Source organism: Mesorhizobium sp. BR1-1-13 (assembly GCF_020165515.1).
Classification (GTDB): domain Bacteria; phylum Pseudomonadota; class Alphaproteobacteria; order Rhizobiales; family Rhizobiaceae; genus Mesorhizobium.
This window is the reverse complement of sequence record NZ_JAIUIH010000017.1, coordinates 1-24628: the sequence shown is the minus strand read 5'-3', so window position 1 is coordinate 24628 and position 24628 is coordinate 1. Positions and strand designations below refer to the sequence as shown.

General features: G+C 62.3%; 28 protein-coding genes. 14 read left to right on the top strand and 14 right to left on the bottom strand.

What is annotated here, in order from left to right:
- The 4 genes from LB533_RS27590 to LB533_RS27575 form a co-directional block, all read right to left on the bottom strand.
- Entirely contained in the window at window positions 1-528 is a 528-nt protein-coding gene (locus LB533_RS27590) for a DUF3341 domain-containing protein (protein ID WP_224678672.1), read from the bottom strand.
- On the bottom strand, window positions 525-1898 hold the full coding sequence (gene nrfD / locus LB533_RS27585) for an NrfD/PsrC family molybdoenzyme membrane anchor subunit (protein ID WP_224678671.1): 1374 nt from the start codon (window positions 1896-1898) through the stop codon (window positions 525-527). The genes LB533_RS27590 and nrfD overlap by 4 nt, the downstream gene beginning before the upstream one ends.
- Window positions 1891-4785: a TAT-variant-translocated molybdopterin oxidoreductase gene (locus tag LB533_RS27580; RefSeq protein WP_210239881.1), complete on the bottom strand. Its 2895-nt coding sequence runs from the start codon at window positions 4783-4785 to the stop codon at window positions 1891-1893. The genes nrfD and LB533_RS27580 overlap by 8 nt, the downstream gene beginning before the upstream one ends.
- A 67-nt stretch (window positions 4786-4852) precedes the next feature.
- Entirely contained in the window at window positions 4853-5509 is a 657-nt protein-coding gene (locus LB533_RS27575; RefSeq protein ID WP_140639815.1) for a cytochrome c3 family protein, read from the bottom strand.
- A gap of 202 nt (window positions 5510-5711) precedes the next feature.
- On the opposite strand from LB533_RS27575, the gene LB533_RS27570 reads away from it, so the two are divergent.
- The 5 genes from LB533_RS27570 (at window position 5712) to LB533_RS27550 (ending at window position 9601) form a co-directional block, all read left to right on the top strand.
- Window positions 5712-5864, top strand: a complete 153-nt coding sequence (locus tag LB533_RS27570) for a peptide ABC transporter permease (RefSeq protein WP_140639816.1) — start codon at window positions 5712-5714, stop codon at window positions 5862-5864.
- Between the two features lie 120 nt (window positions 5865-5984).
- A complete protein-coding gene (locus tag LB533_RS27565) occupies window positions 5985-7151 on the top strand; it encodes an HlyD family secretion protein (RefSeq protein WP_140639817.1) in 1167 nt (388 codons plus the stop codon).
- Window positions 7148-8749, top strand: a complete 1602-nt coding sequence (locus LB533_RS27560; protein ID WP_140639818.1) for a DHA2 family efflux MFS transporter permease subunit — start codon at window positions 7148-7150, stop codon at window positions 8747-8749. The genes LB533_RS27565 and LB533_RS27560 overlap by 4 nt, the downstream gene beginning before the upstream one ends.
- A 101-nt stretch (window positions 8750-8850) precedes the next feature.
- Window positions 8851-9015 carry a hypothetical protein gene (locus LB533_RS27555; protein ID WP_181169370.1) on the top strand — a complete coding sequence of 55 codons (165 nt, stop codon included), beginning with the start codon at window positions 8851-8853 and terminating at the stop codon, window positions 9013-9015.
- 142 nt (window positions 9016-9157) lie between these two features.
- Window positions 9158-9601 (top strand): PPC domain-containing DNA-binding protein, encoded by a 444-nt coding sequence (locus LB533_RS27550; protein ID WP_140639819.1) that lies wholly within the window; start codon window positions 9158-9160, stop codon window positions 9599-9601.
- Between the two features lie 19 nt (window positions 9602-9620).
- Here the strand turns inward: LB533_RS27550 and LB533_RS27545 are convergent, their stop codons facing one another.
- Entirely contained in the window at window positions 9621-10229 is a 609-nt protein-coding gene (locus LB533_RS27545) for a cysteine hydrolase family protein (RefSeq protein ID WP_140639820.1), read from the bottom strand.
- A gap of 238 nt (window positions 10230-10467) precedes the next feature.
- On the opposite strand from LB533_RS27545, the gene LB533_RS27540 reads away from it, so the two are divergent.
- From LB533_RS27540 to LB533_RS27530, 3 genes are read left to right on the top strand one after another with little or no spacing between them, the layout of a single operon-like run.
- Window positions 10468-10884 (top strand): GFA family protein, encoded by a 417-nt coding sequence (locus tag LB533_RS27540; protein ID WP_140639821.1) that lies wholly within the window; start codon window positions 10468-10470, stop codon window positions 10882-10884.
- The gene (locus tag LB533_RS27535; RefSeq protein ID WP_140639822.1) at window positions 10836-11891 is read left to right on the top strand and encodes an ATP-dependent DNA ligase; all 1056 of its coding nucleotides are present in this window, start codon (window positions 10836-10838) and stop codon (window positions 11889-11891) included. Before LB533_RS27540 ends, LB533_RS27535 begins: the two co-directional genes overlap by 49 nt.
- A gap of 13 nt (window positions 11892-11904) precedes the next feature.
- Window positions 11905-12321, top strand: a complete 417-nt coding sequence (locus tag LB533_RS27530; RefSeq protein ID WP_140639823.1) for an HD domain-containing protein — start codon at window positions 11905-11907, stop codon at window positions 12319-12321.
- A 23-nt stretch (window positions 12322-12344) separates the two neighbouring features.
- Here LB533_RS27530 and LB533_RS27525 read toward each other — a convergent pair whose 3' ends face one another.
- Window positions 12345-12683 carry a DUF427 domain-containing protein gene (locus LB533_RS27525; protein WP_318011228.1) on the bottom strand — a complete coding sequence of 113 codons (339 nt, stop codon included), beginning with the start codon at window positions 12681-12683 and terminating at the stop codon, window positions 12345-12347.
- A gap of 363 nt (window positions 12684-13046) precedes the next feature.
- Between LB533_RS27525 and LB533_RS27520 the strand changes: the two genes are divergently transcribed.
- Window positions 13047-13328 (top strand): hypothetical protein, encoded by a 282-nt coding sequence (locus LB533_RS27520; RefSeq protein ID WP_140639825.1) that lies wholly within the window; start codon window positions 13047-13049, stop codon window positions 13326-13328.
- 90 nt (window positions 13329-13418) lie between these two features.
- On the opposite strand, the gene LB533_RS27515 is transcribed toward LB533_RS27520, so the two are convergent.
- A complete protein-coding gene (locus LB533_RS27515) occupies window positions 13419-14036 on the bottom strand; it encodes a flavodoxin family protein (protein WP_140639826.1) in 618 nt (205 codons plus the stop codon).
- Window positions 14037-14186: 150 nt separating this feature from the next.
- Between LB533_RS27515 and LB533_RS27510 the strand changes: the two genes are divergently transcribed.
- The 3 genes from LB533_RS27510 to LB533_RS27500 all read left to right on the top strand — a co-directional run bounded on the left by LB533_RS27510 (window position 14187) and on the right by LB533_RS27500 (window position 16653).
- Complete coding sequence (locus LB533_RS27510; RefSeq protein ID WP_318011227.1) at window positions 14187-14906, top strand: MgtC/SapB family protein; 720 nt, start codon at window positions 14187-14189, stop codon at window positions 14904-14906.
- 92 nt (window positions 14907-14998) lie between these two features.
- Window positions 14999-15385, top strand: coding sequence for a hypothetical protein (locus LB533_RS27505; protein WP_224678670.1), 387 nt, complete (start codon window positions 14999-15001; stop codon window positions 15383-15385).
- A gap of 77 nt (window positions 15386-15462) precedes the next feature.
- Window positions 15463-16653: an NADH-quinone oxidoreductase subunit D gene (locus LB533_RS27500; protein ID WP_140639828.1), complete on the top strand. Its 1191-nt coding sequence runs from the start codon at window positions 15463-15465 to the stop codon at window positions 16651-16653.
- A 55-nt stretch (window positions 16654-16708) separates the two neighbouring features.
- Here LB533_RS27500 and LB533_RS27495 read toward each other — a convergent pair whose 3' ends face one another.
- A complete protein-coding gene (locus tag LB533_RS27495) occupies window positions 16709-17146 on the bottom strand; it encodes a CBS domain-containing protein (protein ID WP_224678669.1) in 438 nt (145 codons plus the stop codon).
- A gap of 430 nt (window positions 17147-17576) precedes the next feature.
- Here LB533_RS27495 and LB533_RS27485 point away from each other — a divergent pair, with 430 nt between their 5' ends.
- Window positions 17577-17762, top strand: a complete 186-nt coding sequence (locus LB533_RS27485) for a hypothetical protein (RefSeq protein ID WP_140549729.1) — start codon at window positions 17577-17579, stop codon at window positions 17760-17762.
- Between the two features lie 25 nt (window positions 17763-17787).
- Here the strand turns inward: LB533_RS27485 and LB533_RS27480 are convergent, their stop codons facing one another.
- Both LB533_RS27480 and LB533_RS27475 read right to left on the bottom strand, forming a co-directional pair.
- Entirely contained in the window at window positions 17788-18537 is a 750-nt protein-coding gene (locus LB533_RS27480; RefSeq protein WP_140639831.1) for a metallophosphoesterase, read from the bottom strand.
- On the bottom strand, window positions 18530-19339 hold the full coding sequence (locus LB533_RS27475; RefSeq protein ID WP_140639832.1) for a nucleotidyltransferase family protein: 810 nt from the start codon (window positions 19337-19339) through the stop codon (window positions 18530-18532). Before LB533_RS27475 ends, LB533_RS27480 begins: the two co-directional genes overlap by 8 nt.
- 269 nt (window positions 19340-19608) lie before the next feature.
- Here LB533_RS27475 and LB533_RS27470 point away from each other — a divergent pair, with 269 nt between their 5' ends.
- The gene (locus LB533_RS27470) at window positions 19609-21312 is read left to right on the top strand and encodes an HAD family hydrolase (RefSeq protein WP_224678668.1); all 1704 of its coding nucleotides are present in this window, start codon (window positions 19609-19611) and stop codon (window positions 21310-21312) included.
- A gap of 84 nt (window positions 21313-21396) precedes the next feature.
- Here the strand turns inward: LB533_RS27470 and LB533_RS27465 are convergent, their stop codons facing one another.
- From LB533_RS27465 to LB533_RS27450, 4 genes are all read right to left on the bottom strand, one after another.
- Window positions 21397-21594 (bottom strand): hypothetical protein, encoded by a 198-nt coding sequence (locus LB533_RS27465; protein ID WP_140639833.1) that lies wholly within the window; start codon window positions 21592-21594, stop codon window positions 21397-21399.
- Between the two features lie 150 nt (window positions 21595-21744).
- The gene (locus LB533_RS27460; protein WP_224678667.1) at window positions 21745-23091 is read right to left on the bottom strand and encodes a PQQ-dependent sugar dehydrogenase; all 1347 of its coding nucleotides are present in this window, start codon (window positions 23089-23091) and stop codon (window positions 21745-21747) included.
- Window positions 23078-23536, bottom strand: coding sequence for a DUF2231 domain-containing protein (locus LB533_RS27455; RefSeq protein ID WP_224678695.1), 459 nt, complete (start codon window positions 23534-23536; stop codon window positions 23078-23080). Before LB533_RS27455 ends, LB533_RS27460 begins: the two co-directional genes overlap by 14 nt.
- 105 nt (window positions 23537-23641) lie before the next feature.
- Window positions 23642-24628: acetate/propionate family kinase (locus LB533_RS27450; protein WP_224678666.1), on the bottom strand; the 987-nt coding region annotated here is incomplete at its 5' end.

The window sequence follows — 24628 nt, the reverse complement described above, 5'->3', positions numbered from 1 at the left end:
TCACGTCGCCATCTCCTCGACCGTCTCGGCGCCAAGCCGCGTCAGCTGTCGCTTGGTAACGTCCTTGCGGTATTTCGGATCGGCCGCCTCGATCAACAGATAGAACTTGCCGCCGCGCGCATAGGTGAAGCTCTCGGCATTGAAGACGGGATGATAATATTGGGGCAGCCCGTTCGCGACCAGCATGCCGAAGAAGCCGGCGAGCACCGCCCCCAGGATCGCCGCCTCGAACGCGATCACCGTGAATGGCGGCCAGGAATGCAGCGGCCGGCCGCCGACATTGACGGGATAGTCGATCTCGACGGAATACAGGATCAATGCATAGACCAGCACGCCGCCGGCCACGGCACCCGCCAGCATCACCCATGGCAGCCGTGTCTTTCGCATGCCGAGTATGTCGACCAGGCCGTGCACCTCGAACGGCGAGAACGCATCCATATGCCGGTAGCCCTTGTCGCGCATCGTTTGCGCCGCGCTGGTCAGCGCATCCGGATCGGCGAAAGCCGCGATGACGCCATGGAGGCTCATGCCGCGCCGCCTTTCTGCTCGGCCAGTTCCTCGACCTCGAAGATGGTTATCGCCGGCAGGATGCGGATGAACAGGAAGACCAGCGCGAAGAAGGTGCCGATCGATCCGAACAGGATGCCGAAATCGAGCCAGGTCAGCGACTGCTCGCCCCAGGACGACGGCAGGTAGTCGCGGCTCGGGCCGGTCACCACGATGATGTAGCGTTCGAGCCACATGCCGATGTTGATGACCAGAGCGATCGAAAACAGCAGCGGCATATTGGACCGCACGCGGCGAAACCAAAGCAGTTGCAGCACCGCGCAATTGCAGAAGAGCATGGTCCAGAACAGCGGCGCATAAGGGCCGACGGCGCGCTGGACCATCATCGCGCGCTCGTAAGGCTCACCCGAATACCAGGAAAAGAACGCTTCCGACGCATAGCCGTAGATGACGACCATGCCGGCCGCGATCATCAGTTTGGCGGCGTTGTCCATGTGGCGCGGCGTGATCAGGTCCTCCACAGCGAATGCCCAGCGCAAGGGAATGGCTATGGTCAGCACCATGGCGAAGCCGGAGAGAAGCGCGCCGGCGACGAAATAGGGCGGGAAGATCGTCGAATGGAAACCCGGCGTGATGGCGAAGGTGAAATCGAGGGCGACGATCGAATGCACCGAGACGACCAGCGGTGTCGCCAGCGCCGCCATCAGGAAATAGACCGTCCGATAGCGCGCCCAATGATAGGCCGAGCCGCGCCAGCCAAGCGAAAGGACGCCGTAGAAGAGTTGCGCCGGCCGCGACGTCGCCCGGTCGCGCAGCACGCCCAGATCGGGCAACAGGCCCATGTACCAGAACAGCAGCGAGACGGTGGCGTAAGTGGAGATCGCGGCGAAGTCCCAGACCAGCGGACTGCGCCATTGCGGCCAATGCATGTGGGTGTTGGGCAGGGGCAGAAGCCAGTAGAAGAACCACGGCCGGCCGAGATGCAGGATCGGATAGAGGCCCGCCATCGCCACGGCAAACAGCGTCATCGCTTCGGCGAAGCGGTTGATCGAGGCGCGCCAGGGCTGGCGCAGCAGCAGCAGCACCGCCGAGATCAGCGTGCCGGCATGGCCAATGCCGATCCACCACACGAAGCTTGAGATCATCGTGCCCCAGACGACGGGGATGTTGACCCCGTAGGCACCGACGCCGACCGAGATCAGGTAGGTGATCGAGTAGAGAAACAGCAGCATGAAAGCAAAGCAGACGAAGAATGCCGCCCAGAAGAAGCGCGGCAGCTTTCCTTGCAGCACGATCGCGCTGATGCGGCCGCTGATCTCTGGAAAATCGTGACGCCCGCGCAGCACAGGTGTCACGCCTTTGCTCGTCCTGCGGGCGGCCACGTCAGCCATCGCCGCCCTCCGAGCCGGATGTCACGGCGAGCCGGTCGTTAGGGTTGCTGACCTTGCCCAGATAGGTGGTTCGCGGCCTTGTGTTCAGTTCTTCCAGCAGCGCGTAATTGTGTGGCGAGGCCTTTTCCTGGACGACCTGCGAATCCTTCCTGTTGAGATCGCCGAAGGTGATGGCTTGTGTCGGGCACGCCTGCTGGCAGGCGGTGACGATTTCACCGTCCTCGATCTCCCGGTTCTCGATCTGGGCGCGGATCCGTTTTTGCGAAATGCGCTGTACGCAGTAGCTGCATTTTTCCATGACGCCGCGCGAACGGACGGTGACATCCGGATTGTGGACGGCCTGCTCCGGTCCTGCCTCGTCCTTGTCGAATTCCTGGTATTCCAGGAAATTGAAGCGCCGCACCTTATAGGGACAGTTCTGCGAACAGTAGCGCGTGCCGATGCAGCGATTGTAGACCTGCGCGTTCAGCCCGTCATGAGTATGGATGGTCGCATTGACCGGACAGACGACCTCGCACGGCGCCTTCTCGCAATGCATGCATGGCACCGGCTGGAAGAAGGTGTCCGGATCGTCGATCCCGCCTGCATAGTAGCGGTCGATGCGCAGCCAGTGCATTTCGTGGCCGAGTGCCGCCTCGTCCGGCCCCACCGTCGCGATGTTGTTCTCGGCCTGGCAGGCCGAAACGCAGGCCATGCAGCCGATGCAGGCCGACAGGTCTATCGACATGCCCCAGGCTTCCTGGTCGTAGCTCCAGTCGGGGTAGAGCGATTCCACCGGCGCTGGGGGCGCGTGGTCGCGCACGAAATGGGGATTTGCCCTGAACGCATCGAGGGAAGCATGGCGGATGATCGCCCTGCCCTCCATCGCTTGATGATGCTGGGTCGTGACCACACGCGCCGAACCGCCGCGCGGGCTCAGGACGACATCGTCGGCAAACCATGCCGCATCGCTGGTCCGGATCGCGAAGGCATCGTAGCCGCTCGCGAGTGCCGCCACCGAGCCGGCCTTGCGTCCAAAACCGAGCGACAGCGTCACCGTGTCGTCAGGCTGCCCCGGCGTGATCCAGACCGGTGCGTCGAGATCTTTGCCACCTCGTGCCAAATTCACCACCTGCCCGCTTTCGAGCCCCAGACGCTGCGCGGTGGCTGGGGAGATCAGCGCCGCATTGCCCCAGACAAGCTTGGTGAGCGGGCGCGGCAGTTCCTGAAGCCACGATGAATTGGCGTGGCGGCCATCGCGAAGCCAGGGATCGGCGACGAAGCGAAGCTCCAGCCCGTTCGCGACGGGGGCATACGGTGCGAAGCCGCCACTATCGGCCGGCACTGATACGGCGACGCGAGCAGCAGCACTGTTTTCCACGACACCGTCACGCAGCGCCTTGCGCCAGGCCGCCTCGTCCATGGCCGTCCACGTCCGGCGCACCAGTGCCTCCGCATTGACGCCGAATTCACCGCCCAGCGCGGCAAGCAACTGATGCAGGCTCTTGCCACCGAACAGAGGCTCTATGAGCGGCTGCACGATCGAGACCGTACCGTCATAGGCCCGGATATCGCTCCAGCTCTCCAACTCATGCGCGGCCGGCATATGCCATTGAGCCAGAAACGCGGTCTCATCGCGATAGAGCCCCCAATGAACAAGAAGCTTCAGGCTCGAAAAAGTTTTCCGCGCATCGATATCCGATGGCGCCGTGTGCAAGGGATTGGCGCCGAGCACGACGGCCTTGTCGACCGAACCGTCCATGATGGCCCGGCAGAGCGCGGCAAGATCGCCATCCACCGGCATGGCATCAGGCGGCTCGATCAATTGCAGCGTGTTGCCAAGGGCGCCAAGCCTGGCATTCATCGCGAGGGCCAAGGCATGCACGGACGGTGCCTGGTGCGCTCCGGCCACCACAAGCGCATTGCGGCCGATAGCGCGCAGATCGTCGACAAGCGCGTTTATCCATTCCGGATCGAGCGGCGACAAGCCGGCCGCGGCATTGTCGCCATCGAGGGCGGCCTTGATCGCCGCCGCAACGCTTGCGACGGCGCTTGGCCTGACGGCACGGCGATGGTCGGCGGCAGCACCCGTGATGGTGGGAGTCGTCTCGACGACATAGAGGCGGCTCATCGTGTCCGTCGATTTGCGCACCCGCCGCCGCTGCGCGAAATCACGAGCATAGGCCAGGCGCCCGGGGCCATCGCCCAGGAAATCGGCATCCAGGCTGACGATCACATCGGCGCGGTCGAAACGGTAGATCGCCGTCAACGACCTGCCGAACAATGTGCCCGTTGCCTGTTCACCGGAATTGGCCGCAAGCGGATCGTGGCGGAAGACACGAAGTCTGGGATAGCGCGCCCTCAGCGCCGCGATCTGCGCCTTCGTCGTCGGCGATGTCGTCGCCTCGAGCAGCAATGCCAGCCCTTGCCCACCTGAAGCGAGGAATCCTCCAGCCAGTTCGGCGATATCTTTCAGGAACTCGTCGTAACTCGCCGGCTCGCCCTTCCTGAGCGGCGTGCGAGATCGCTCGGGATCGAACAGCGACAACACCGCCGCCTGCATGACGGCATCTGTGGCGCCGCGCGACGCCGGATGATCGGGGTTGCCCTCGACCTTTGTCGGCCGGCCCTCATGGCTCTCGATCACGGCACCGATGCCGTAGCCGTCGCTGGAGAGGGTTGTCGCGTAATAGAGCGGCCGGCCGGGGATGATGTTCTCCGGCTGGCGGACATAAGGCACGATGCTCTCGGCCTCGCTGCAGGCGGTCAGCCCGGCCAGCGACAGCGATGCGCCCATCAGTTTCAAGACCGTGCGTCGGTCGAAGCCAGGCTGAAGGCGATCGGCCATCGCGGGGAATTCGGCCTCCACAAAGCGCTGGAATTCCGCCGTGTCAGCCAGTTCGTCCATGCTTCGCCATGGCTCCCGCCCCACCGCGGCGAGCCGCAATGCCTCAAGATCGAAAGCCGGATTTCGGTCAACGGTGGCAGACATAGCAATCCGTCATGGTCTCGGGATGAATGTCGAGCACGCTGATCAGGGAATGCCGGATCTGCTCGATGTCGTCAGGCGGCTTCCAGTGCATCAGGAAAACGTCCCGCGGCGGGCGAAGATTGGGACCTGGGTCGCGGTGGCAGCCAAGGCACCATTCCATCGACAATGAATGCGCCCGTCGCGTCAGCGGCATCTCGTCGACCGCGCCATGGCAGGTCTCGCATGCGACGCCCTTGGCGATATGGATGGAGTGGTTGAAGTAAACGAAATCCGGCACCGCATTGACCCGCTGCCATTGCAGCGGCTGTCCCGAAGCGAGACTTGCGCGCACCGGCGCCAACATCTCGGCATTGGTGAAGAGTTGCGAATGACAGGTCATGCACACTTCCGTTGCCGGCAGTCCCGCCGAGGCTGACGTCTCGACCCCGTTGTGGCAATAACGACAGTCCAGTCCGATATCGCCGACATGATGCTTGTGGCTGAAGGGAACGGCCTGGGCCACGGGTTGCCCCACGCCGGTAACGAACCCTGAACGCAAAAACGCCGTGCCGCCGACGGCCGCCAGAAGCGCGAAACAGCAAACACCCCACAGAAAGAAGCGGGCAATCCCATTGGCGTTGCTGGAAAAGACCTGCGGCATCCTCGCCGATTTTTCGCTTGGAACAAGCTTTTGGATCGAGCGCCTAACGGCGGCGAAGTGACAAAGGTTCCGTCAACGCGGAATGCTCACAAAATGGTGAGTTGAGAACGGCCGCCAGCCCCCACGATTTCTGGGGAACCTTGCCGGGATGAGCAGGGTTTAACTGCTTGAGACACTCCAAATTAGTCGGAAGGAGCAGCTCATGAGCAACGATCCCGACAAGGAGGGGCCTGTCTTTTCCGCAGAGGATGCGCGGCAAGGCGAGATTATCCTGCGAACGCGAACGCGCCGTATCATCTTCATTGTGGGACTTGTCGGCATCGTCCTGGTGGCGGTGCTGCTGCGCTTCGCTTAGCGCGGGCCGGCCACAAACACTCGATCTGAAACAGGAACTTTCTCGGACGCGGATCCGTTGATTTACGTCCTTCCAGTACGCGGCTTTTGCCGCACCAAAACCCTACTGCGGACTGCTAACGTGGACACGAACTCTCCAGACGTCGCACCAGTCGACGAAAGACCTCAAACAAAGCGGCGCCCCGATTCACGACCGAAGGGCGCCTCGTCGCGCCCACAAGCGAAACAGGACCCCGATGCTTCCCCCGGGAAAAAAGAGGGCCTGTTCGGCTCGCTCAGGCGGCACCCCTACGTCACCGCGGCGGTCGTCCTTATTCTGCTGCTGGCAGCGGCCGCAGCGATAATCTGGTGGCTCCAGGCGCGACAGTATGAATGGACCGATGACGCCTTCATCGACGCCCGCACCGTAACCATAGGCGCCGAAATCGCCGGCCGCATCACCGATGTGGCGGTGACCGACAATCAGAGCGTAAAGGCCGGCGACGTCCTGCTGCGCATCGACGACAGGGATTATCAGGCGTCCCTCAAGCAGGCTCAGGCGCAGGTGGCGCAGGCCGACGCCGAAACCGCCGACATTGCAGCCCAGATCGAAGCGCAGCAGGCCAAGGTGGACCAGGCCGAAAAGCAGGTGTCGCAAGGCCGGGCAGCACTTGATTTCGCCAAGGCCGAAAATCAGCGCAACAGCGAATTGCTCGCCCAGGGAACCGGAACGCTGCAGCAGGCGCAACAGGCTGCCTCGACCCTTCGCCAGGCCCAGGCGACGCTCGACAGCGCGCAGGCGAATGTCGTGGCGGCACAGAGACAAGTCGCCGTCCTTGAGGCCCAGCGCAAGAGCGCCGCGGCAAAACTCGACCAGGCCCATGCCAGCGAAGAGCAGGCCCGCACCGCGCTTTCCCGTACCTCGATCACCGCTCCGGTGGCCGGACGGGCAACGAACATATCCGCCGCCGTGGGCGCCTATGCCCAACCAGGGCAAGTGCTGATGATGTTCGTGCCCGAGGACGTGTGGGTGAAGGCCAACTTCAAGGAAACACAACTCGACCTTATGCGGCCTGGCCAGCCCGTCGAGATCAATATCGACGCCTATCCGGAGCAGACCTTCAGGGGCCACGTCGACAGCATCCAGGCCGGCAGCGGAACCGCTTTCAGCCTGTTGCCCGCGGAGAACGCGACCGGCAATTTCGTCAAGGTGGTGCAGCGCGTGCCCGTAAAGATCGTATTCGACAAGAAGACCGGCTTGCTGCTCGGACCCGGCATGTCCGTGGTGCCGACGGTCAAGGTGCGATGACTGGCCAGGCGACCGTGCAGCAAGCCGGCGAAAGCCGGTCCGCCGCCGGCGGGCGCAATCCCTGGCTTATCGCCATCGTCGTCTCCATCGCCACCTTCATGCTGGTGCTCGATACCTCCATTGCCAATGTGGCGCTGCGCAACATAGCGGGCAGCCTCGCGGCCGGGATGGACGAAAGCACCTGGATCATCACCACCTATCTGGTCGCCAATTCCGTCGTCATCCCGATCAGCGGCTGGCTCGCCGGCGTGATCGGTCGCAAACGCTATTACATGATCTGCGTCGCCACCTTCACGCTCGCCTCGCTGCTCTGCGGCCTGGCGCCGAACCTGAAAATGCTGATCCTGTTTCGCATCCTTCAGGGACTGGGCGGCGGCGGGATGGCGCCCAGCGAGCAGTCGATCCTCGCCGATACTTTCCCGCCCGAAAAACGCTCGCAGGCCTTTGCCCTCTACGGCATCGCCGTGATTGTGGCGCCGACGGTCGGGCCGACCATCGGCGGCTGGCTGACCGATCATTTCTCCTGGCACTGGATCTTCTTCATCAACGTGCCGTTCGGCATCATGTCGTTGGCCCTTGTGCAATGGCTGCTGGTCGAACCCGACGTGCTGGAGCGCGAGCGCCGGGAGAGGCTGAAGGGTGGCCTGAAGATCGACTGGGTCGGCTTCATCTTCGTCGTGCTGGCGCTCGGATCCCTTGAGATCTTCCTTGACGAGGGCCAGCGCAACGACTGGTTTGCGTCGGGCTTCATCACGACATTCGCCGTGATCTCGGCCGTCTCTTTCCTTTTCCTGATCCCCTGGGAGTTTCGCCATCGCGATCCGATCGTCGACATGCGGCTGGTTTTCACCCGCCAGTTCGGCACATCTTTTCTGGTGATGTTGGCGGTCGGCGCGGTGCTGTTCAGCACCACGCAGATATTGCCGCAGCTCCAGCAGACCACCTTCGACTACACCGCGACGCTTTCGGGGCTTTCGATGATGCCCGGCGGCATCGCCATGCTGATGCTGATGCCGATTTCCGGCTTCGCCTCCGGCTTCGTGCAGCCGAAATACCTGATCATGATCGGCATGTCGGCGGTTGCCGTCGGGTTGTGGCATCTGACCTCACTGTCGCCGGATGCCGGTTTCAGCTATTTCACCTATGCCCGCATTTTCATCACGGTAGGGCTTCCCTTCCTGTTCATCCCCATTTCGACGGCGGCCTATGTCGGCCTACCGCCGCAAAAGACCAACCAGGCCTCTGCGCTGATCAATGTCGCACGCAATATCGGCGGCAGCGTCGGCGTATCGCTCTCCAACACCGTCGTGGCGCAGAACGCGCAACTGCATCAGACCCATCTGATCGGCAACACGGCGCAGTCCTCGCCTGTCTATCAGCTGATGCTTCGGCGCATGACGGACTATTTCGTCGCTCAGGGCTCGCCCGCGGTCGAGGCGAAAGTCCAGGCGGTCGGCTGGATTGGCCAGACGATAGGCCGGCAGGCGACGCTTCTGGCTTACGTGGACTTGTTTCGCTACTCGGCGATCGCGACCGCCCTTCTCGTGCCGCTCGCACTTTTGCTGCGCTCCCCCAAGTCGAGTTCCTCCGCGAAATAGCTTCTGCCGAGGCAGGCGCTCCCTTGAGCAGGGCAGTTTCATGGAACCGGGCGGCGCTTGTCTGGTTACGTCCCATGACACGGAAAAAAGGAGACAGACCGATGGCCAAGGAAAAGATCCGGCCACAGGACGAAGATCGCGAAGCCGTGCATCTGGCCGAAACGACCGACGTTTCGCCCAAGCAGGCGAAAGATCTCATCCGCAAGCACAACAACGACAGGAAAGAGGTGAAAAAGGAAGCCAAGAACTTCAAGGCTGAGGGGTAGGCGTTCGGATATTAGCCGATCGCTTCGACGCCGCAAGCCTGCCGCAATATGGAACAAGGACGCGAACGGTTCGTTCAAATAAGTGGGCCGGCCTGAAAATTCACCGCCAAGGTTTCTGCGCCTTGGCTACAGGACGACGGCAATGAAATCGAAACTGGTTTCGAAAGTCGCGGGACAGAGGACCTTCGTGGTGGTGCTGGAGCCTGGCGAGGAGGCGATTGGCGCGCTCACTGCCTTTGCCAGCGAAGAACAGATCGACGGCGCATCGCTGACGGCACTCGGCGCGTTCGAGCGAGCAGCCGTCGGCTGGTTCGACTTCGAGGCAAAGGACTATCGCAAGATACCGGTCAACGAACAGTGCGAGGTTCTCAGCGCGATCGGCGATATTGCCGTGGGCGATGACGGCAAGCCCAGCCTCCACTTGCATGCCGTGCTCGGACTGAGCGACGGAGCGACGCGGGGCGGACATCTGCTGGGCGGCGTCGTGCGACCGACGCTGGAGGTCACACTGGTCGAGTCCCCCGCTCATCTGCGCCGCAGGAAACACGCCGATCTCGGCATCGCCTTGATCGACCTGAGCGCCTGATCTGGCCATTGCTTCGACATCAGGTCCAGCTGGAAAGAACCGTCTCCATCTCGACCGTCTCGACCTGCTGCGCGAACCGCTGATGATAGACGGTCATCAGCGCGTCGTGTGTTGCATCCGAAGAGCTGCACAGGGCATCCGTCACCAGAACCACGCGGTAGCCGATGTCGATCGCGCCAAGCACCGTCGCCAGAACGCAGACGTCGGTCTCGCCGCCGGTAATGACCAGAGTGTCGATCCGGCGAGATGAAAGCAGCGCGTGCAGATGCCCTTCGGGCCACGGTGAGTAGATATGCTTGTCGACGACGATCGCCGGCGGGCAGCATGCCGCCAGCGGCGGCAGGAGTTCGATCATCTCCTCGCCGATCCTGTCGATGGTCATCGATGCCCAGCGTTCATAGTACCGCTTCCAGGTGCCGGCGCCCTGCCCCGGGCTTCGCGCCGGAAGGAAGCGCGTGAAGATCGTTTGTGAAGGATATCTTTCGGCAAGGCTGACGATCCGGGGAAGGACACGGGTGATCCAGGGCGTCGCCCACTCCGACGGCTCGGCGAACAGCCGCTGCATGTCGACACACAGATGGGCGCAATGATCGCCCAGAGGTCCATATGCCAGACCCGGAACCGACATCAGCAGCGACCCGCTTTGTCGTCTTCGGCGTCGAGCCGGCACAGAGCAGCCATGGACAGATACCTGAACGCACATGCCAGCCGGATAGGGGTTCCGTTCAAGTCGACATCCTTGCGCTAGTCCCCAGTTTCTCGAGTGCCGACCAAACGCGAGGCAACGAAACTCGTTCCCCTCGGGCTTTCGGAAACCACATCATCGGTGGAACGTTGACCAGCATCGAGGTTCGAGAGATCGGCCAATGGTCGCGCAGCAAGAAACGAGAGAACGAACCGGGGGATGCCTGTGCGGCAATGTCCGCTATCGCACCATCTCCAACCCGCGCGCTCACTATTGCCACTGCGACATGTGCCGACGCTCGACCGGCAGTGCGTTTGCAGTCCTGGCGTGGGTACCATCAGCCAGCTTGCAATGGCTTTCCAACAAGCCTTTCTGCCGCAGGTCATCACCCATCGCACAAAGAAGCTTCTGCCGCGACTGCGGATCGCCCATCGCGTTGGCCTACGATGCATCGCCGGATGAAATCGCCCTGCATGTCGGAACCTTCGACGATCCCGCCGATCTCGAGCCACGGTACAACTACGGATCCGCGCAACGGCTCGGATGGACATGCTGCGGTGTGGACCTGCCGCACCACGACGCCGAAGAGCGGTGGTAGAGGCCGTGGCCGCTGCTTTTCCACTGCCTTTGGATACCCGCCCCATGGAGGCCAAGGCGGCCGACGCGCTGCCGGGCGACGACGGTCTCTGGCAGTACGAGCCGAAGTGGGACGGATTCCGCTGCCTGGCCTTCAAAGGCGCCGCAAGCGTCGATCTCAGGGCCAAGTCCGGCAAGCCGCTCGGCCGGTATTTTCCGGAAATAACGACACTGTTGCGCGATCTCGATACTCAGTCTTTCGTTGTCGACGGCGAGATCGTCATCGAAGTGAATGGCGATCCCTCCTTCGAGGCCCTGCAGATGCGGCTTCACCCTGCTGAAAGCAGGATTCGCATGCTGAGCGCGCAGACCCCGGCCCATCTCGTCCTGTTCGACATTCTCGCCGATCCGGATGGCGGGATCATGCTCGACAAGAGCTTGACGGAACGACGGGCCGCGCTCGAGCGCTTCGTCACGAGGTCGGGCGTTTCCTCGTTGCGGTTGTCGCCGCGCACCACCGACGTGACCACCGCCAGACGCTGGCTGGGCGAGTCCGGCCACGGCTCCACCGATGGAGTTGTCGCCAAACTGCTGACGGACCCCTATCGGCCGGGCGAGCGCGCTATGATCAAGGTCAAGCGGCTGCGCACGGCGGACTGTGTCGTCGGCGGGTTCCGCTACCTGACGGGCAGCAGCCAAGTCGGATCCCTGCTCCTCGGACTCTATGACGACCACGGCAAGCTCGACCATGTCGGGTTCACGTCGACGATGGGCAAGGACGACAGGACGGAAATTACCGCGAAGCTCGAGAAACTGCGAGGCGGACCCGGCTTCACCGGCAAGGCTCCCGGTGGGCCGAGCCGCTGGAGCACCGAGCGCAGCGGGGAATGGGAGCCCGTGCTGCCGGAGTTGGTTGTCGAAGTCCGTTTCGATCATGTCACCGGCAATCGGTTTCGCCATGGAACCAAACTGTTGCGATGGCGGCCGGACAAGGCGCCGCGGCAATGCCGCTTCGAACAGATCGAATGAAGGGAGGCTGGCAATGAGCATGCTCTACCGGGCGGCCAAGATTGCCGAGGACGCGCATCGATCGCAGACCGACAAGACCGGGCAACCCTATATCGAACACTGCAGGCGCGTGGTCGACGCGGTCGAAACCCTTGACCAGAAGATCGTGGCTTATCTGCATGACGTCCTCGAAAAAGGGGAGGGCTGGACAAGGACGAGGCTGAAATCCGCAGGCTTTGGTCCCTCGATTGTCGCCGCGGTCGATGCGCTGACGAAGAGGCGTGGCGAGAATGAAATCGCTTTCGTGCGCCGGGCTGCGTCAAATCCTCTGGCGCGGCCGGTCAAGCGTGCCGATCTGGCCGACAACCTATGGCAAGCGCGGCAGGCCGGGATTCCCATCGCGAAATTTGAAGAGGGCCTGCGCATTCTCGACGAAGACAGCGCAGCGTGAAGGCGACCCGGGCCGCTGCCCTGCTATTCCACGATGTGAGGCGTGTGGCGCTCGTCTTCAGCGGGATCGGCGTCTATGCGAGCCTTGCCGGGATCGAAGGCAGCGTGGCGAGCAAGCATCCGGACAGGCGCCTCCGGCTCTTCATACGCCCACATGAAATCATCCGCCGATCCGCCAACGGCATGCACGCGCCAATAGCTCGCAGTGCCTTTTGGCGATATCGAGGTGGTATCGGTTTTCTCGAGCAGGTCGAAATAGATATCCTGGAACGGGATGTAGAACACAGCATCCCTTCCCCTTTCCTGGACCTGCAGTGCATGTTCGGTGGAGGCGATGATGGCGTCGGAGAATCTGACGGTCACCGTTCCATGGAAAGGCTGAATATGGAGATTGTTTCCCGACGGTGATCGGGGCTCGGCTGAGGGGTTCATTTGAGTGTCTCTGAGGTTTCCAATCGGTACAGTTCGATCAAGGGCCGGTCTCAAAGGCAAAACGAGGTAATGCGGGATTGGTTGCGCGAATGCGGCGGCCCACCCCGCGATGCTGCATCCCAGGCCCGCGGCGGAACACCAACCGATCCCACTGAGAGGAACCACAGGCCGGGGTTGGCGGTTATCCGTTAGCCTTTCCCATTCCACGACCCATCAGGATAGCCGACGGCGGAAAGCGACGCACTGGCGACAAAGGGGCCACATGAGGCACCCCGTTCATATCGGAGACATGAGATGGAACCGCGCAAGAAGCAACGATCCGAACAACGGGACGAAACTGAAGCCCCGGCAATCCAGCAGACAGACTGGGATGCAATCAAGGGCGGCAGGGTTCTTCCAGATAAGGTGTCCGACAATGTCGACGCTGTCGTCGACGTCGAGAAGGAAGGGGACCTGCCGGAGGAGGACGATGACAACGCCTACCAGAACAGCGACGAGGCGTTGCCCGACGACGAAGAGGAAGGTGCCATATCGCGCGATCTGGCCAGGCGGGCCGGACCTTTTGACGAGACGTGAGACAAGAGGACGCCAACCGACCATCGAGTGGCCGATGGCGTCAGGGCCAACAGACACTCCGTGAATGGAGAAGCCGCCACGAAAATCTCTTCACTTTCTCACGCCGGGATACTGCCTTTCCTTCAGCACGGTAGCCAGATGGGCCGCATTCGAAGCCGTCATTTCGATCATCTCGACCACGGCTTCCGGCGTTCCGGGCAGGTCGACATAGTTGACGTCGCCCATAGCCTGCCCAACCCAATACACGCCGCCATTGGCAGGAATCGTGAAGCCGACGTCGTTTAGCGCCTGAAAGCACGCTGCATGGCAGGCATGGGCGCCGTCTTCATTGCCAACGATCGCCACGATCGCGACCTTGCCAGCGGCCGGCATCCGGCCTTGTTTGTCGGTCTCCGATAGAAACGCATCCATTCGTTCCAGGACGCGCTTGGCGACACTCGACGGCTGGCCGAGCCAAATGGGCAGGCCCAGCACGAAGATGTCGGCGTCGAGGATCTTCCTGCGGAGCTGCGGCCAACCATCTCCCTCGCCCATGTCCGACAGCACGCCGGGTTTGATGTCATGGTCGAGGGCGCGAACAATCTCGCCGCGGACCCCATGCGGCACCATTGCCGCCAGGAGATCCGCCAGCAGGCGGTCCGTGGACGATCTCTCGGCGTCGTCGGAGGCCTTCAAGGTGCAATTGAGCGCGAAGGCGGTGAGCGGCATGGAAAGATCTCCCGAGTGCGTTCTGTGCCAAACGCGCCGGGACGTCGTGGGTTGCCTGAAACCCGACAAGATGCTTCACCTTCCACCGTGGGAACCATCGAACGCTCCGCGGTGTTGGAGAACGAGCCCATTGCGTGAGTCGTCCTCGCCATGACCATGCCGCTTCATCCAACCTTGACCGACCTCGCCCTGCGCCTGGCTCTTGCTTTTATTGCCGGCGTGATCATCGGACTGAACAGGGAAGCCCGCGGCCACACCGCCGGGCTCAGAACCACCATCCTCGTCGGCCTGGCGGCCGCCATCGCGATGATGCAGGCCAATATCCTGCTTGAGGTGGGTGGCAAGGATGCGGATTCGTTCAGTGTGATGGACGTGCTGCGTTTTCCGCTGGGCGTGCTGACGGGCGTCGGCTTTATTGGCGGCGGAGCCATTCTTCGCCGCGGCGACTTCGTGACAGGTGTCACCACGGCCGCCACCTTGTGGGTCATGACCGCAATCGGCCTCGCCTTCGGCGGTGGGCAACTGGCACTTGGCACAGCGGGGACGGTTTTGACTTTGATAACGCTTCAGGTGCTGAAGCAGGTCGATCTGTGGATTCCACGAACCCATCATGCGATCCTGACGATCTCGTCGGCGAACGGCGTTCCGCCTGACCTCGATCCATTGGTTCAACCGCTGGGCTATCGCTGGCGCTTTCTCGGAATGCAGCACGACATCGAGCGCGGCCGTTTCATATTCTCCTTCGAGCTGAGCTGGAAACAGCCCGATGCGGCCAAACCGTCCGTCGAGATACTGGCTCGGATCAGTCCGCGCTACGACATCGAACGGTTTGAGGCTGGAGCCGGAACAAATCCGGGCTTCGCGCTTTGAACACGCAACGCTGTTCGAGGCGATAGCTGCATTCGGCAGTTCCTGTCGCGCGGCATCCCGATCGATCCTCCTCGAACAAGGAAGGAAACATCATGAACAAGACGATCATCATCCTGGCGGCGTTCGCTTTGGCTTTGCCTGCCCATGCACAGTCCCAAAACGCGCCTCTTCCCCCAGCCGCACCAGCACCGGAAGCCGTGCCTGATCAGACCGGTCCCGACCAGGGCATCACCGGACAGACATTCACCAACGTAGCCATCGTCGCATTGGCGGACTTGCCCCCCGACCTCAAGGCCAAGGTCGAGACCGTGGTTGCCCAGACCAGCCAGGAAGACCTTCACGTCCTGCAGAGCTCGGTCAGCGCATCGCCTGAAGCCTCGTCGGTGCTGGCCGCGAATGGGCTTGATGCCTCCGAAGTGGTGGCGGCCAACATTGACGGCAACGGCACGCTGACGCTGATCATCCAGACCACGACCTGACGGCATGGGTCAGCACCCGATGCCGGGGCGGATGTCCCAGGTCCGCAGCCAGGCGGCAAAGGTCGAAGGAGGGCGTCATGGCTGACGCGACGGTCCGCAATTTCACGATAAACTTCGGACCGCAGCACCCTGCGGCGCATGGCGTCCTGCGGCTGGTGCTCGAACTCGATGGCGAAGTCGTCGAACGCGTCGATCCGCATATCGGGCTGCTGCACCGAGGCACGGAGAAGTTGATCGAGTACAAGAACTACCTGCAGGCCCTGCCCTATTTCGACAGGCTTGACTATGTGGCGCCGATGAATCAGGAGCACGCCTTCTGCCTGGCGGCGGAGAAGCTGCTCCAGATCTCGGTTCCACAGCGCGGCCAGCTCATCCGCGTGCTGTATTGCGAGATCGGCCGGCTGCTGTCGCATCTGCTCAATGTCACCACGCAGGCGATGGATATCGGCGCCCTTACGCCGCCGCTGTGGGGTTTCGCCGAACGCGAAAAACTGATGGTGTTTTATGAACGCGCGTCCGGCGCCCGCATGCATGCCAACTATTTCAGGATCGGCGGCGTGCACCAGGATCTTCCACCGGACCTGTTGGACGACATCTGGGATTTCTGCGATCCGTTCCTCAAAGTCTGCGACAATCTAGAAGAGCTGCTCACCGAAAACCGCATTTTCAAGCAACGCAATGTCGACGTCGGCGTCATCGGTCTCGACGATGCCTGGGCTTGGGGATTTTCCGGCGTAATGGTGCGGGGATCGGGCGCGGCATGGGATTTGCGCAAGGCGCAGCCTTACGAATGCTACCCGCAGATGGATTTCGATATTCCCATCGGCAAGAACGGCGATTGCTATGACCGCTACCTCGTACGAATGGAGGAGATGCGCCAGTCGGTCCGGATCATGAGGCAATGTCTTGACATGCTGCGGTCGCCGCAAGGCCAGGGACCGGTCGCAATTCCCAACCGGAAGATCACGCCGCCACGCCGCGCGGAGATGAAACGCTCCATGGAAGCGACCATTCACCATTTCAAGCTTTACACGGAAGGCCATCACGTGCCCGAGGGCGAGGTCTATGCCGCCGTCGAGGCGCCGAAAGGCGAGTTCGGCGTCTATCTGGTTTCGGATGGGGGCAATGTTCCTTACCGGTGCAAGATTCGCGCGCCGTCCTTCGCGCATCTGCAGGCGATGGACTATCTGTCCCGGGGGCATATGATCGCCGACGTCTCGGCGATCATCGGCTCCCTCGACATCGTCTTTGGAGAGATCGATCGCTGAACCGCGGTCGCCGCCCGCGGCACGCGGGCAGCGACTCTCGCCATGTTATCGATGGTCAGTGTGCCGTCTGCGAATGCGCGCCGCCTGGCTGTGAGATGCCGTTCAGCGCTTCACCGGCTTGCGCGGCCTCGCCATTCTTCGTGAGATCGCCAAGCGAGATGATGCCAACCAGCCGTTTTTCACGGTTGATCACCGGCAGCCGCCTAACCTGAAGGTCCCCCATCTGCTGGAGCACGTCTTCGATCTCCTCGTCGTCGTAACAGTACCTGATCTCGGCACTCATAACTTCGCGCACCCGGGTATCAGGCCCCCTGCCCTGGGCGACGCCACGGACGGCGATGTCGCGATCGGTAATCATTCCGACCAGTCGGTCGTCCTCGCCTACGGGCAGAGCGCCGGCATCGAGGCTGGCCATGGCGGCGGCGGCCTCCCGTAGGGTCTGGTCCGGACTGGCGACCTGAACGCCTTGCGTCATGCAGTTGCCAACTTTCATGATGTTCTCCTTTGCTGATGCGCCCCTTGCCGTAGTTGCAGTGGACCACGATGGAGTCGGCACGAGACGTTTCAGTATCTCACGCGTCGCACGGTCGGACGACGCGGCTCCCGGCATGCATCGGCGACTCTTCGTTCTCGTCGGGATTGGGCAAAGGCGTCTCGTCCGGAAGTTGCTCCGGATCAGGCTCCTCGATCGGTTCCGGCTTCCAGGTCGGCGCCGGCATCGGCACGTCGCGATTAGGATCTGGTTTTCGTGGGTTTGGCACGGGATCACCTCCCTTCATTCGGGACGCAACTCCTGGCCGGCGTCATTTGTTCCATGGAGGTGACGCGCTGCCGATCGCATCCGCGGTCGACTTCAGCCGCGTCTTTCGGAACCGGACGGTTTTCCAATCCGTTGTTTCGACAATCGATCGAGGAGGAAGACGATGGCTGGTGACGAGAGAATTTCCGGCAGCAACTTGCCGCAGGTCGCGGTCGACAGTGAACAGGTCCGGCAGTTGGCGGCAACAGCCGATCTGCCGTCCAATCAGGCACGCGAGCTCGTGCGCCGTCACGGCAACGATCCGCACAAGCTCGAAGAACTGGCAAAATCGATCAAGGCGGTAAGCTGATCGTCGGGACGGCGTCCCGACTCCGTCAGATTTCAAGCAAGGCATATGGTCGGCCGGTCGGTTTGGAGACGTGCATGGCGACGTTGTAGACCCGCGCCCCGCCCGGCGTGCGGCCCTCATAGCTTCCCCGATGCGCATGGCCGTGCACGACAGCACTGACCTGGAACCGGTCGATCGTTTCCGCCAGCCGCGACGAGCCCAGAAACGGAAATATCTCCAAGGGCTCGCCGGCGATGGTCTCGACGATCGGAGCGTAGTGCAAAATGACAAGCGTGCGTTTTGCGCGAACCTGGCGCATCGCGTTCTCAAGCCGCATCGCCTCGCTGACGCTCTCGGCGACCATTGACTTGATGGCCGGCTCGCCGAAGGAGCCGAGCATGCGTGACCCAAACCCTCCGACGAACCCCTTCACGCCGACGAAGCCGACCTCCTCTATTTCCGTCGTCTGCCCGTCGAGGAGATGGACGCCCGCTTGACGCAGGATTTCCGCGACGTCCTCGACCGCTCCGGATTCATAATCGTGGTTGCCGAGCACGCCGACCACCGGGATGGAACAGGCGCGCAGGTCTTCGGCGAGGATCTCGGCCTCGCGGGGCTTGCCCAGATTGGTCAGATCGCCTGGAAGGACGAGGATATCGGCCTCGCGTGACATCTCGCCGAAGAGATCGCGATACGACGTCTGGACGTCCTCCTTTACATGCAGGTCGCCAACGGCTGCCACCTTGAGTGTAGTGGTGCTATCCATCGCCACAGCGTTTTCGGCCCGTTCAGCCATCGCGCAATTCTCCTGTACCGCCGACGCCGGCAAAACCCCATTCCTTGACGTCGATTTCGTAGTCGGTTTGCGAAAGCAGGCGGCCGCGGCAGATCTTCATTCTGGGGGAAGGCAATTGACGTTGCTTGGCAAGACGGTCGAGCAGTTCGTCAAGCAGCCACGCGGGGATGCGGTCACGCTCGCTCGGATAGATCCATCTGAAACTGAGAAGCTGCATCAGCAGCACTTCCCAGTGGACTTCCAGGTAGGACAGAAGCCTGTGCCAGTCGATCTGGTCCTGCGCCTTGAGGATGGTGTGGGCGATGTCCGCCCCATCATGACGCCCTCTGTCCTGGATGAAGCATTTGGACCATATGAGCTCGGTCGGGCTGATGATCCTCACCCGGCTTCCCAACAGTTCGGTTTGGCGGGCATGCTCCAGCCACTGGTCGCTTACCGGCACCGTTCCGTTCGCGGAGGCGAATATGATGTCGAAGAAATGCGTACCCTTGAAGACCTTTCCAAGCCATCGGTCGTCCTCGATCTCGACCGCGTAGCCGAGCTGTTTGAAATGAGCCAGGATGCGCGCGTAGTCGCCTGCCTTGCAGAAGATATCGAGGTCCTTGGTCTGACGGATGACGCCGGTGTAGGCGCTTACCGCATAGGTTCCGGCGACAAGGAAAGGAATGTCGGTGGCGGCGAGTTCGCGAATGGCTTCGGTATAGAACACCTCCGCCTCGGCGTTCTTGAGCGTCGGGGCGGCCTTTGCGTCAATTGTGGGAAGGGATGCCGGAACAGTTCCCGGCAGCGGATCGTTGATCATGGCACGCATGGCTCCCACACATCGGCAACCGATTGATCGCCCGCGTTGTTAACAGCGGGAACCCTGCCTGGTTCCGCCACGGTCGCGTTGCGGCCTGAACGAAATCGGGCGCGACGGGCAAAATTATCGCGGAGTCCTGGGTTTCAATATCATTGCATGGGCCGTTTCCCTGCATGGAACCATCGCCATTCGGCATCGTTAGCCCGGACCAGCCGAAGCTGCCTTCGGGCGATCGGGGTGTCTGGTTTCAAGCGCAGACGATATCCAGGATGTATGTTCTTGCCCTAGCGACAGACTATGACGGCACGCTGGCCGAAGACGGGGTCGTCTCCGATGAGACCTATGCTGCGCTCGAACGACTGAAGCAGACGGGCCGCAAGCTGATCATGGTAACCGGCCGCGAGCTTGCCGATCTCGAGCGGGTCTTTCCGGCGCTCGACATCTTCGACAGGGTGGTCGCGGAAAACGGTGCGCTGCTCTATACGCCCGCTTCGAAGAAGGAACGGCTTTTGGCGCCGGCGCCTCCGGCCGAATTCGTCGACCGGCTCAAGCGCCGCGGGGTCGCGCCACTGTCGGTCGGACGCTGCGTCGTGGCCACCTGGGAACCACAGGAAGCCGCCGTGCTGTCGGAGATCAAGGAACTCGGACTTGAGCTCGAGATCATCTTCAACAAGGGCGCGGTGATGGTGTTGCCAAGCGGGGTCAACAAGGCCACCGGGCTTGCCTGCGCGCTCGAGGAATTGGGGTTTTCCGCCCACAATGTCGTTGGCGTCGGCGATGCCGAGAACGATCATGCATTCCTGCGCGCTGTCGGCTTCGGCGTTGCGGTGGCCAACGCCTTGCCGACAGTGAAGGAGACGGCCGACTTCGTAACCGCCAGCCCTCGGGGTGCCGGGGTGGTGGAGCTGATCGAGCAACTCATATCGCGCGATGCCGGCTTCGTGGAGACGGCTCGCCAACACGTCGAAGTGGGAACCGACAAATCGGGCGCGCGGGTGCATCTTTCACCGCATGACGGCGGTGTCCTGCTGGTCGGCACGTCCGGGATCGGCAAGTCCACGCTTGCCACGGCCCTGACCGAGCGCTTTGTCGAGAACGGTTTCCAGTTTTGCGTTCTCGACCCCGAAGGCGACTATCAGGAACTCGAAGACGTGGTGGTGGTTGGGGACGCCAAGACCCCGCCGATCTCGCGTGAGATCTTTGATCTTCTGTCCAAGCCAACCAACAATGTCGCGGTCAACATGCTGGGACTGAAGACCGCAGAACGGCCGGGCAATTTCGCCAAGCTGCTGCCTGACATGGCCAGCATTCGCGCGCGGACCGGCCGGCCGCATTGGCTGATCATCGATGAAGCGCATCATCTCTTGCCGCGGGCCCGCGACGGCGCTTCGTTCGCGCTGCCCAAGAGCCTTCCCGCGACCATCCTGATCACGGTGCACCCCGATCTGGTCTCGCGCGACGTCCTGGCCGGCGTCGAAACCGTTTTGGCGCTTGGGCCGGAAGCCGACAAGATCGTCGCGAGCTTCTGTGCCGCGGTCGGCATCGACGTTCCCGAGGGCGCCGTGCCGCCTCCCAAGGACGAAGTCCTGTTCTGGAAGCGATCCTCGGGCGAGCCGATCAGGACGGTCAAGGTCGAACGGCCTCGCCAGGTTCGCAAGCGGCATATGCGCAAATATGCCGAGGGCGACCTTGGCGACAACAGCTTCTACTTCCGGGGTCCGGACGGAGCGCTTAACCTGAAAGCGCAGAACCTGATGATGTTTCTTCACATCGCCGAAGGCATCGACGACCGCACCTGGGAACATCACCTGCGCGCCGGCGATTATTCGGACTGGTTCCGCAGCAAGATCAAGGACAAGAACCTCGCCGACGAGGTTGCCGACATAGAAGCGGACATCGGCACGGACATGAAGGAAAGCCGCGCCGCCATCGCCGAAGCCATCGGCCGCCGTTACACCGCTCCCGCGGATTGAGGTCGGCAGACATAGGCCCACCCCGATTCCGCGGGATGGGCCCTCTCGATGTCATGATGTGCGGCTTACGATTTCGATGCGCGGCTAGCGATTTTTGTGGCTCTGCTGGCCGGCTTTGACATGTTGTTCGTGCGTGCCGCCCCGCATGTTGGAGCCGTCACCCTGTTGCCGCTCATTGTTGCCCGCGGCCTGTTGCTGCTGGCGGTTCTTGTTTTCCGTGTTTTTATGGCTCTGTTGGCCCGCCTTCACGTGTTGCTCGTGGCTACCACCTTGATTGGGCATGCTAATTCTCCTTTCAGTCCAAGTTCGAGACGAGCGTCGTCTCCCCCGGAAAATGCGGATTTCAGCGCGGACGTTCCCTCACGTAATATTTCGTGACCATCGGGCCGTCAGGAGACCGGCGTGTGAGCAACATGCCTGAAGCAGCGGGCATTACCCCGCGGGCGTGACACGCCATACGGTGTTTCCGACATCGTCGGCGATCAGCAGCGCTCCGGTTTTGTCGATGGCGACGCCGACGGGCCGCCCGCGCGCCTCTTCCTGGCCGTTGAGGAAGCCTGTGACGACGTCTTGAGCCATGCCGCTCGGACGGCCGCCGCTGAATGGCACGAAGACGACTTTGTAGCCATTCAGCCCGGGCCGGTCCCAGCTGCCGTGCTCGCCGACAAAGGCGCCGCCCCGATATGTCTGCGGCAGGCTGGTTCCGGTGTAGAAAGCCATGCCCAACGGTGCCACATGCGAACTCAGCGCATAATCGGGAACGATCGCCTTGGCGACCAGATCCGGGCGCTGCGGCATTACCCGGGGATCGACATGCTGGCCGTAATAGCTGTACGGCCAGCCGTAAAAGCCGCCATCCTTCACCGAGGTCATGTAGTCCGGCACTAGATTTGGCCCAAGTTCGTCGCGCTCGTTGACGACGGTCCAGAGTGCTCCCGTCTGCGGCTCGAAGCTCAAGCCGTTCGGATTGCGCAATCCGCTGGCAAAAATACGCGATCGCCCGGTGGCCCTGTCCACCTCCCAGATCGCGGCACGGTCCTTTTCCGCGCCGATGCCGTTTTCGGTAATGTTGCTGTTCGACCCGACGCCGACATAGAGCAACGAACCGTCCGGACTGGCGACGAGGCTTTTGGTCCAATGATGATCGATCGGACCGCCCGGCAATTCCGTCAACCTGACGCCCGGCGCGGTGATCTTGGTGTCGCCTGGCTTGTAGGGGTAGCGCATGATCGCGTCGGTGTTGGCGACGTAGAGGTCGTTTCCCACCAGGGCGACGCCGAAGGGCGAATTCAGATGATCGAGGAACACGTCCCGGACGTCCGGCACGCCGTCGCCATTGCTGTCACGCAGCAAGGTGATGCGGTTGCTCGGTCCTGTGTCGCCGCCCGACGTGACGAGCGATTCGATGAAGCCCATCACCAGATCCTTCGGCCGGTTGGCTGATGGTTCCGGCGGGGCCTTGGATTCGACGACCAGCATATCGCCATTCGGCAGGACGTAGAGCGAGCGCGGATGCTGAAGCCCGGTGGCCAGCGCATGGATCCGCAGGCCTTGCGCTACCTTCGGCGTTTCGTCCTTTTTCCAGCCGACGACGGATGCAAGATGCATCGGGGGAAACAGATATTGTTGTATCTCCGGCAAATTCGGGTTGGGGCCGATCTGAGTGCTTGGGTCGGCGGCGTCGTCGCTGCAGCCCGCGGTGCCGAGCGTCGCAACGCAAAGGAGCACAAGCCCGGCACCATAAGCGCTTCGCTTGCCGGATGGGTCAAACGGTTTCATCGGCCACTCCTACGTGGTGGCGGTAGACAAGGGCCCAGCCCAGCCAGCCGGTGAATATCAGGATGAGTACCACCAGCGCCGACAGGATCAGGCCTGTCGGCATCACCGAGGTCCAGGCATCACGGGTATGGATGAGCATGTTGAAGAACGAGAGTATGACCGCCAGCGCATTGCCCAGCATGTGCAGCCACGCGGTTTTATGTGCGCGCACCCGGCTATCGCCCAGGAAGTCGATGAGGCCGGCAATGGCGGCCAGCACGCCCACGATCACGCCGACCGTCAGCAGCCAGGCCGAGAAATTCGCCCACATCATCTCCGCCGTCCGCCAGTAGTTCAGGTCCGTCAGCAAAGCGCCAACGAAGCAGGCGATGGGAATGGGCACGAGCATCGGATGGATGGGATGGCCGGCGATGCTGGCCGTGGAAGCCGGATTCTCCCTTGCCATGAGGAAGTCCTTCCATATCAACTCTTTATTGCCGATAAACAATCCCCAGGCCCGGAGGTTCCTGCCTGATGGTCCCGGCGGGTCGCCGCGGACCGAGTTCAGCGGTCAGATCGGCACGGTCGCCAGCACCTGGCGGGCGATGATCAATTCTTCGTTAGTGGTGATTGCATAAACCTCGACCGCGCTGCCCTCGCCGGTGATCCGCCCTTTTCCCGACTGGTTTGCATTCGCGTCGAGCAACACGTCCAGCCATCGCAGGCGCTCGCAAACCGCTTCACGGATCTGCCAGGAATGCTCTCCGATCCCTCCCGTGAACACCAGCGCCTCGAAGCCCTGGAGCGTGGCTCCCATCGCCCCGATCTCGCGGGCGATCCGAAACGTGAAGAGATCGATCGCCTCTGCCGCACGAGGATCCTTGCTGCCAAGCAAGGTCCGCACATCTGCCGACACTCCCGAAACGCCGAGCAGGCCGGACTTGTGGTAGAGCAAGGTCTCCAACTCTTTCACGGACATGCCGCGCGCCTGCTGAAGGTAGAGAAGCACGCCGGGGTCGATGGCGCCCGGCCGCGTCGCCATCATCAACCCGTCAAGCGCGGTGAACCCCATGGTGGTGTCGAGACTTCTGCCTTCGCGCATCGCGCACAGGCTGCATCCGCTGCCGAGATGCGCGACCACGCAACGCTTGCCCCGGAGTCCGGGCGAAAGCGCCTGCAGCTGGCCTGCGACGAATTCGTAGGAAAGGCCGTGGAAGCCGTAACGGCGGATCCCGCTTTCCTCGAACTTGCGCGGAAGCGCATAGCGGTTGACGGGCGGCTCCAGCGTGCGGTGAAAGGCGGTGTCGAAGCAACCGATCTGGGGCAGGCCGGGCAGCAGTTTGGAGATTGCGCGAACCGGCGCCAGGCCGGCCGGCTGGTGGAGGGGTGCCATCGGCGTCAGCGAGTCGAGCGCCTCGACGATCTCGCCGGTCAGCAGGACCGGAGCCGAAAACCGCTCGCCGCCGTGGACGATGCGATGGCCGACCGCGCTCAGCGGAGCCTGCGCAAGATATGGATCGAGGACATCGAACAAGTCCCGCAGGAGAACCTCTACGGG

What these genes read in the sequence shown, in the direction of transcription:
- LB533_RS27535 (WP_140639822.1), top strand. Translation starts at nt 10,836, where the DNA reads ATGCTGCGGTGTGGACCTGCCGCACCACGACGCCGAAGAGCGGTGGTA.
- LB533_RS27465 (WP_140639833.1), bottom strand. Translation starts at nt 21,594, where the DNA reads ATGCCCAATCAAGGTGGTAGCCACGAGCAACACGTGAAGGCGGGCCAA.
- LB533_RS27515 (WP_140639826.1), bottom strand. Translation starts at nt 14,036, where the DNA reads ATGCCGCTCACCGCCTTCGCGCTCAATTGCACCTTGAAGGCCTCCGAC.
- LB533_RS27550 (WP_140639819.1), top strand. Translation starts at nt 9,158, where the DNA reads ATGAAATCGAAACTGGTTTCGAAAGTCGCGGGACAGAGGACCTTCGTG.
- LB533_RS27590 (WP_224678672.1), bottom strand. Translation starts at nt 528, where the DNA reads ATGAGCCTCCATGGCGTCATCGCGGCTTTCGCCGATCCGGATGCGCTG.
- LB533_RS27575 (WP_140639815.1), bottom strand. Translation starts at nt 5,509, where the DNA reads ATGCCGCAGGTCTTTTCCAGCAACGCCAATGGGATTGCCCGCTTCTTT.
- LB533_RS27455 (WP_224678695.1), bottom strand. Translation starts at nt 23,536, where the DNA reads ATGGCAAGGGAGAATCCGGCTTCCACGGCCAGCATCGCCGGCCATCCC.
- LB533_RS27580 (WP_210239881.1), bottom strand. Translation starts at nt 4,785, where the DNA reads ATGGACGAACTGGCTGACACGGCGGAATTCCAGCGCTTTGTGGAGGCC.
- LB533_RS27480 (WP_140639831.1), bottom strand. Translation starts at nt 18,537, where the DNA reads ATGGCTGAACGGGCCGAAAACGCTGTGGCGATGGATAGCACCACTACA.
- LB533_RS27475 (WP_140639832.1), bottom strand. Translation starts at nt 19,339, where the DNA reads ATGATCAACGATCCGCTGCCGGGAACTGTTCCGGCATCCCTTCCCACA.
- LB533_RS27540 (WP_140639821.1), top strand. Translation starts at nt 10,468, where the DNA reads ATGGTCGCGCAGCAAGAAACGAGAGAACGAACCGGGGGATGCCTGTGC.
- LB533_RS27510 (WP_318011227.1), top strand. Translation starts at nt 14,187, where the DNA reads ATGACCATGCCGCTTCATCCAACCTTGACCGACCTCGCCCTGCGCCTG.
- LB533_RS27555 (WP_181169370.1), top strand. Translation starts at nt 8,851, where the DNA reads ATGGCCAAGGAAAAGATCCGGCCACAGGACGAAGATCGCGAAGCCGTG.
- LB533_RS27500 (WP_140639828.1), top strand. Translation starts at nt 15,463, where the DNA reads ATGGCTGACGCGACGGTCCGCAATTTCACGATAAACTTCGGACCGCAG.
- LB533_RS27505 (WP_224678670.1), top strand. Translation starts at nt 14,999, where the DNA reads ATGAACAAGACGATCATCATCCTGGCGGCGTTCGCTTTGGCTTTGCCT.
- LB533_RS27495 (WP_224678669.1), bottom strand. Translation starts at nt 17,146, where the DNA reads ATGAAAGTTGGCAACTGCATGACGCAAGGCGTTCAGGTCGCCAGTCCG.
- LB533_RS27520 (WP_140639825.1), top strand. Translation starts at nt 13,047, where the DNA reads ATGGAACCGCGCAAGAAGCAACGATCCGAACAACGGGACGAAACTGAA.
- LB533_RS27545 (WP_140639820.1), bottom strand. Translation starts at nt 10,229, where the DNA reads ATGTCGGTTCCGGGTCTGGCATATGGACCTCTGGGCGATCATTGCGCC.
- LB533_RS27560 (WP_140639818.1), top strand. Translation starts at nt 7,148, where the DNA reads ATGACTGGCCAGGCGACCGTGCAGCAAGCCGGCGAAAGCCGGTCCGCC.
- LB533_RS27460 (WP_224678667.1), bottom strand. Translation starts at nt 23,091, where the DNA reads ATGAAACCGTTTGACCCATCCGGCAAGCGAAGCGCTTATGGTGCCGGG.
- nrfD (WP_224678671.1), bottom strand. Translation starts at nt 1,898, where the DNA reads ATGGCTGACGTGGCCGCCCGCAGGACGAGCAAAGGCGTGACACCTGTG.
- LB533_RS27485 (WP_140549729.1), top strand. Translation starts at nt 17,577, where the DNA reads ATGGCTGGTGACGAGAGAATTTCCGGCAGCAACTTGCCGCAGGTCGCG.
- LB533_RS27530 (WP_140639823.1), top strand. Translation starts at nt 11,905, where the DNA reads ATGAGCATGCTCTACCGGGCGGCCAAGATTGCCGAGGACGCGCATCGA.
- LB533_RS27470 (WP_224678668.1), top strand. Translation starts at nt 19,609, where the DNA reads ATGTATGTTCTTGCCCTAGCGACAGACTATGACGGCACGCTGGCCGAA.
- LB533_RS27570 (WP_140639816.1), top strand. Translation starts at nt 5,712, where the DNA reads ATGAGCAACGATCCCGACAAGGAGGGGCCTGTCTTTTCCGCAGAGGAT.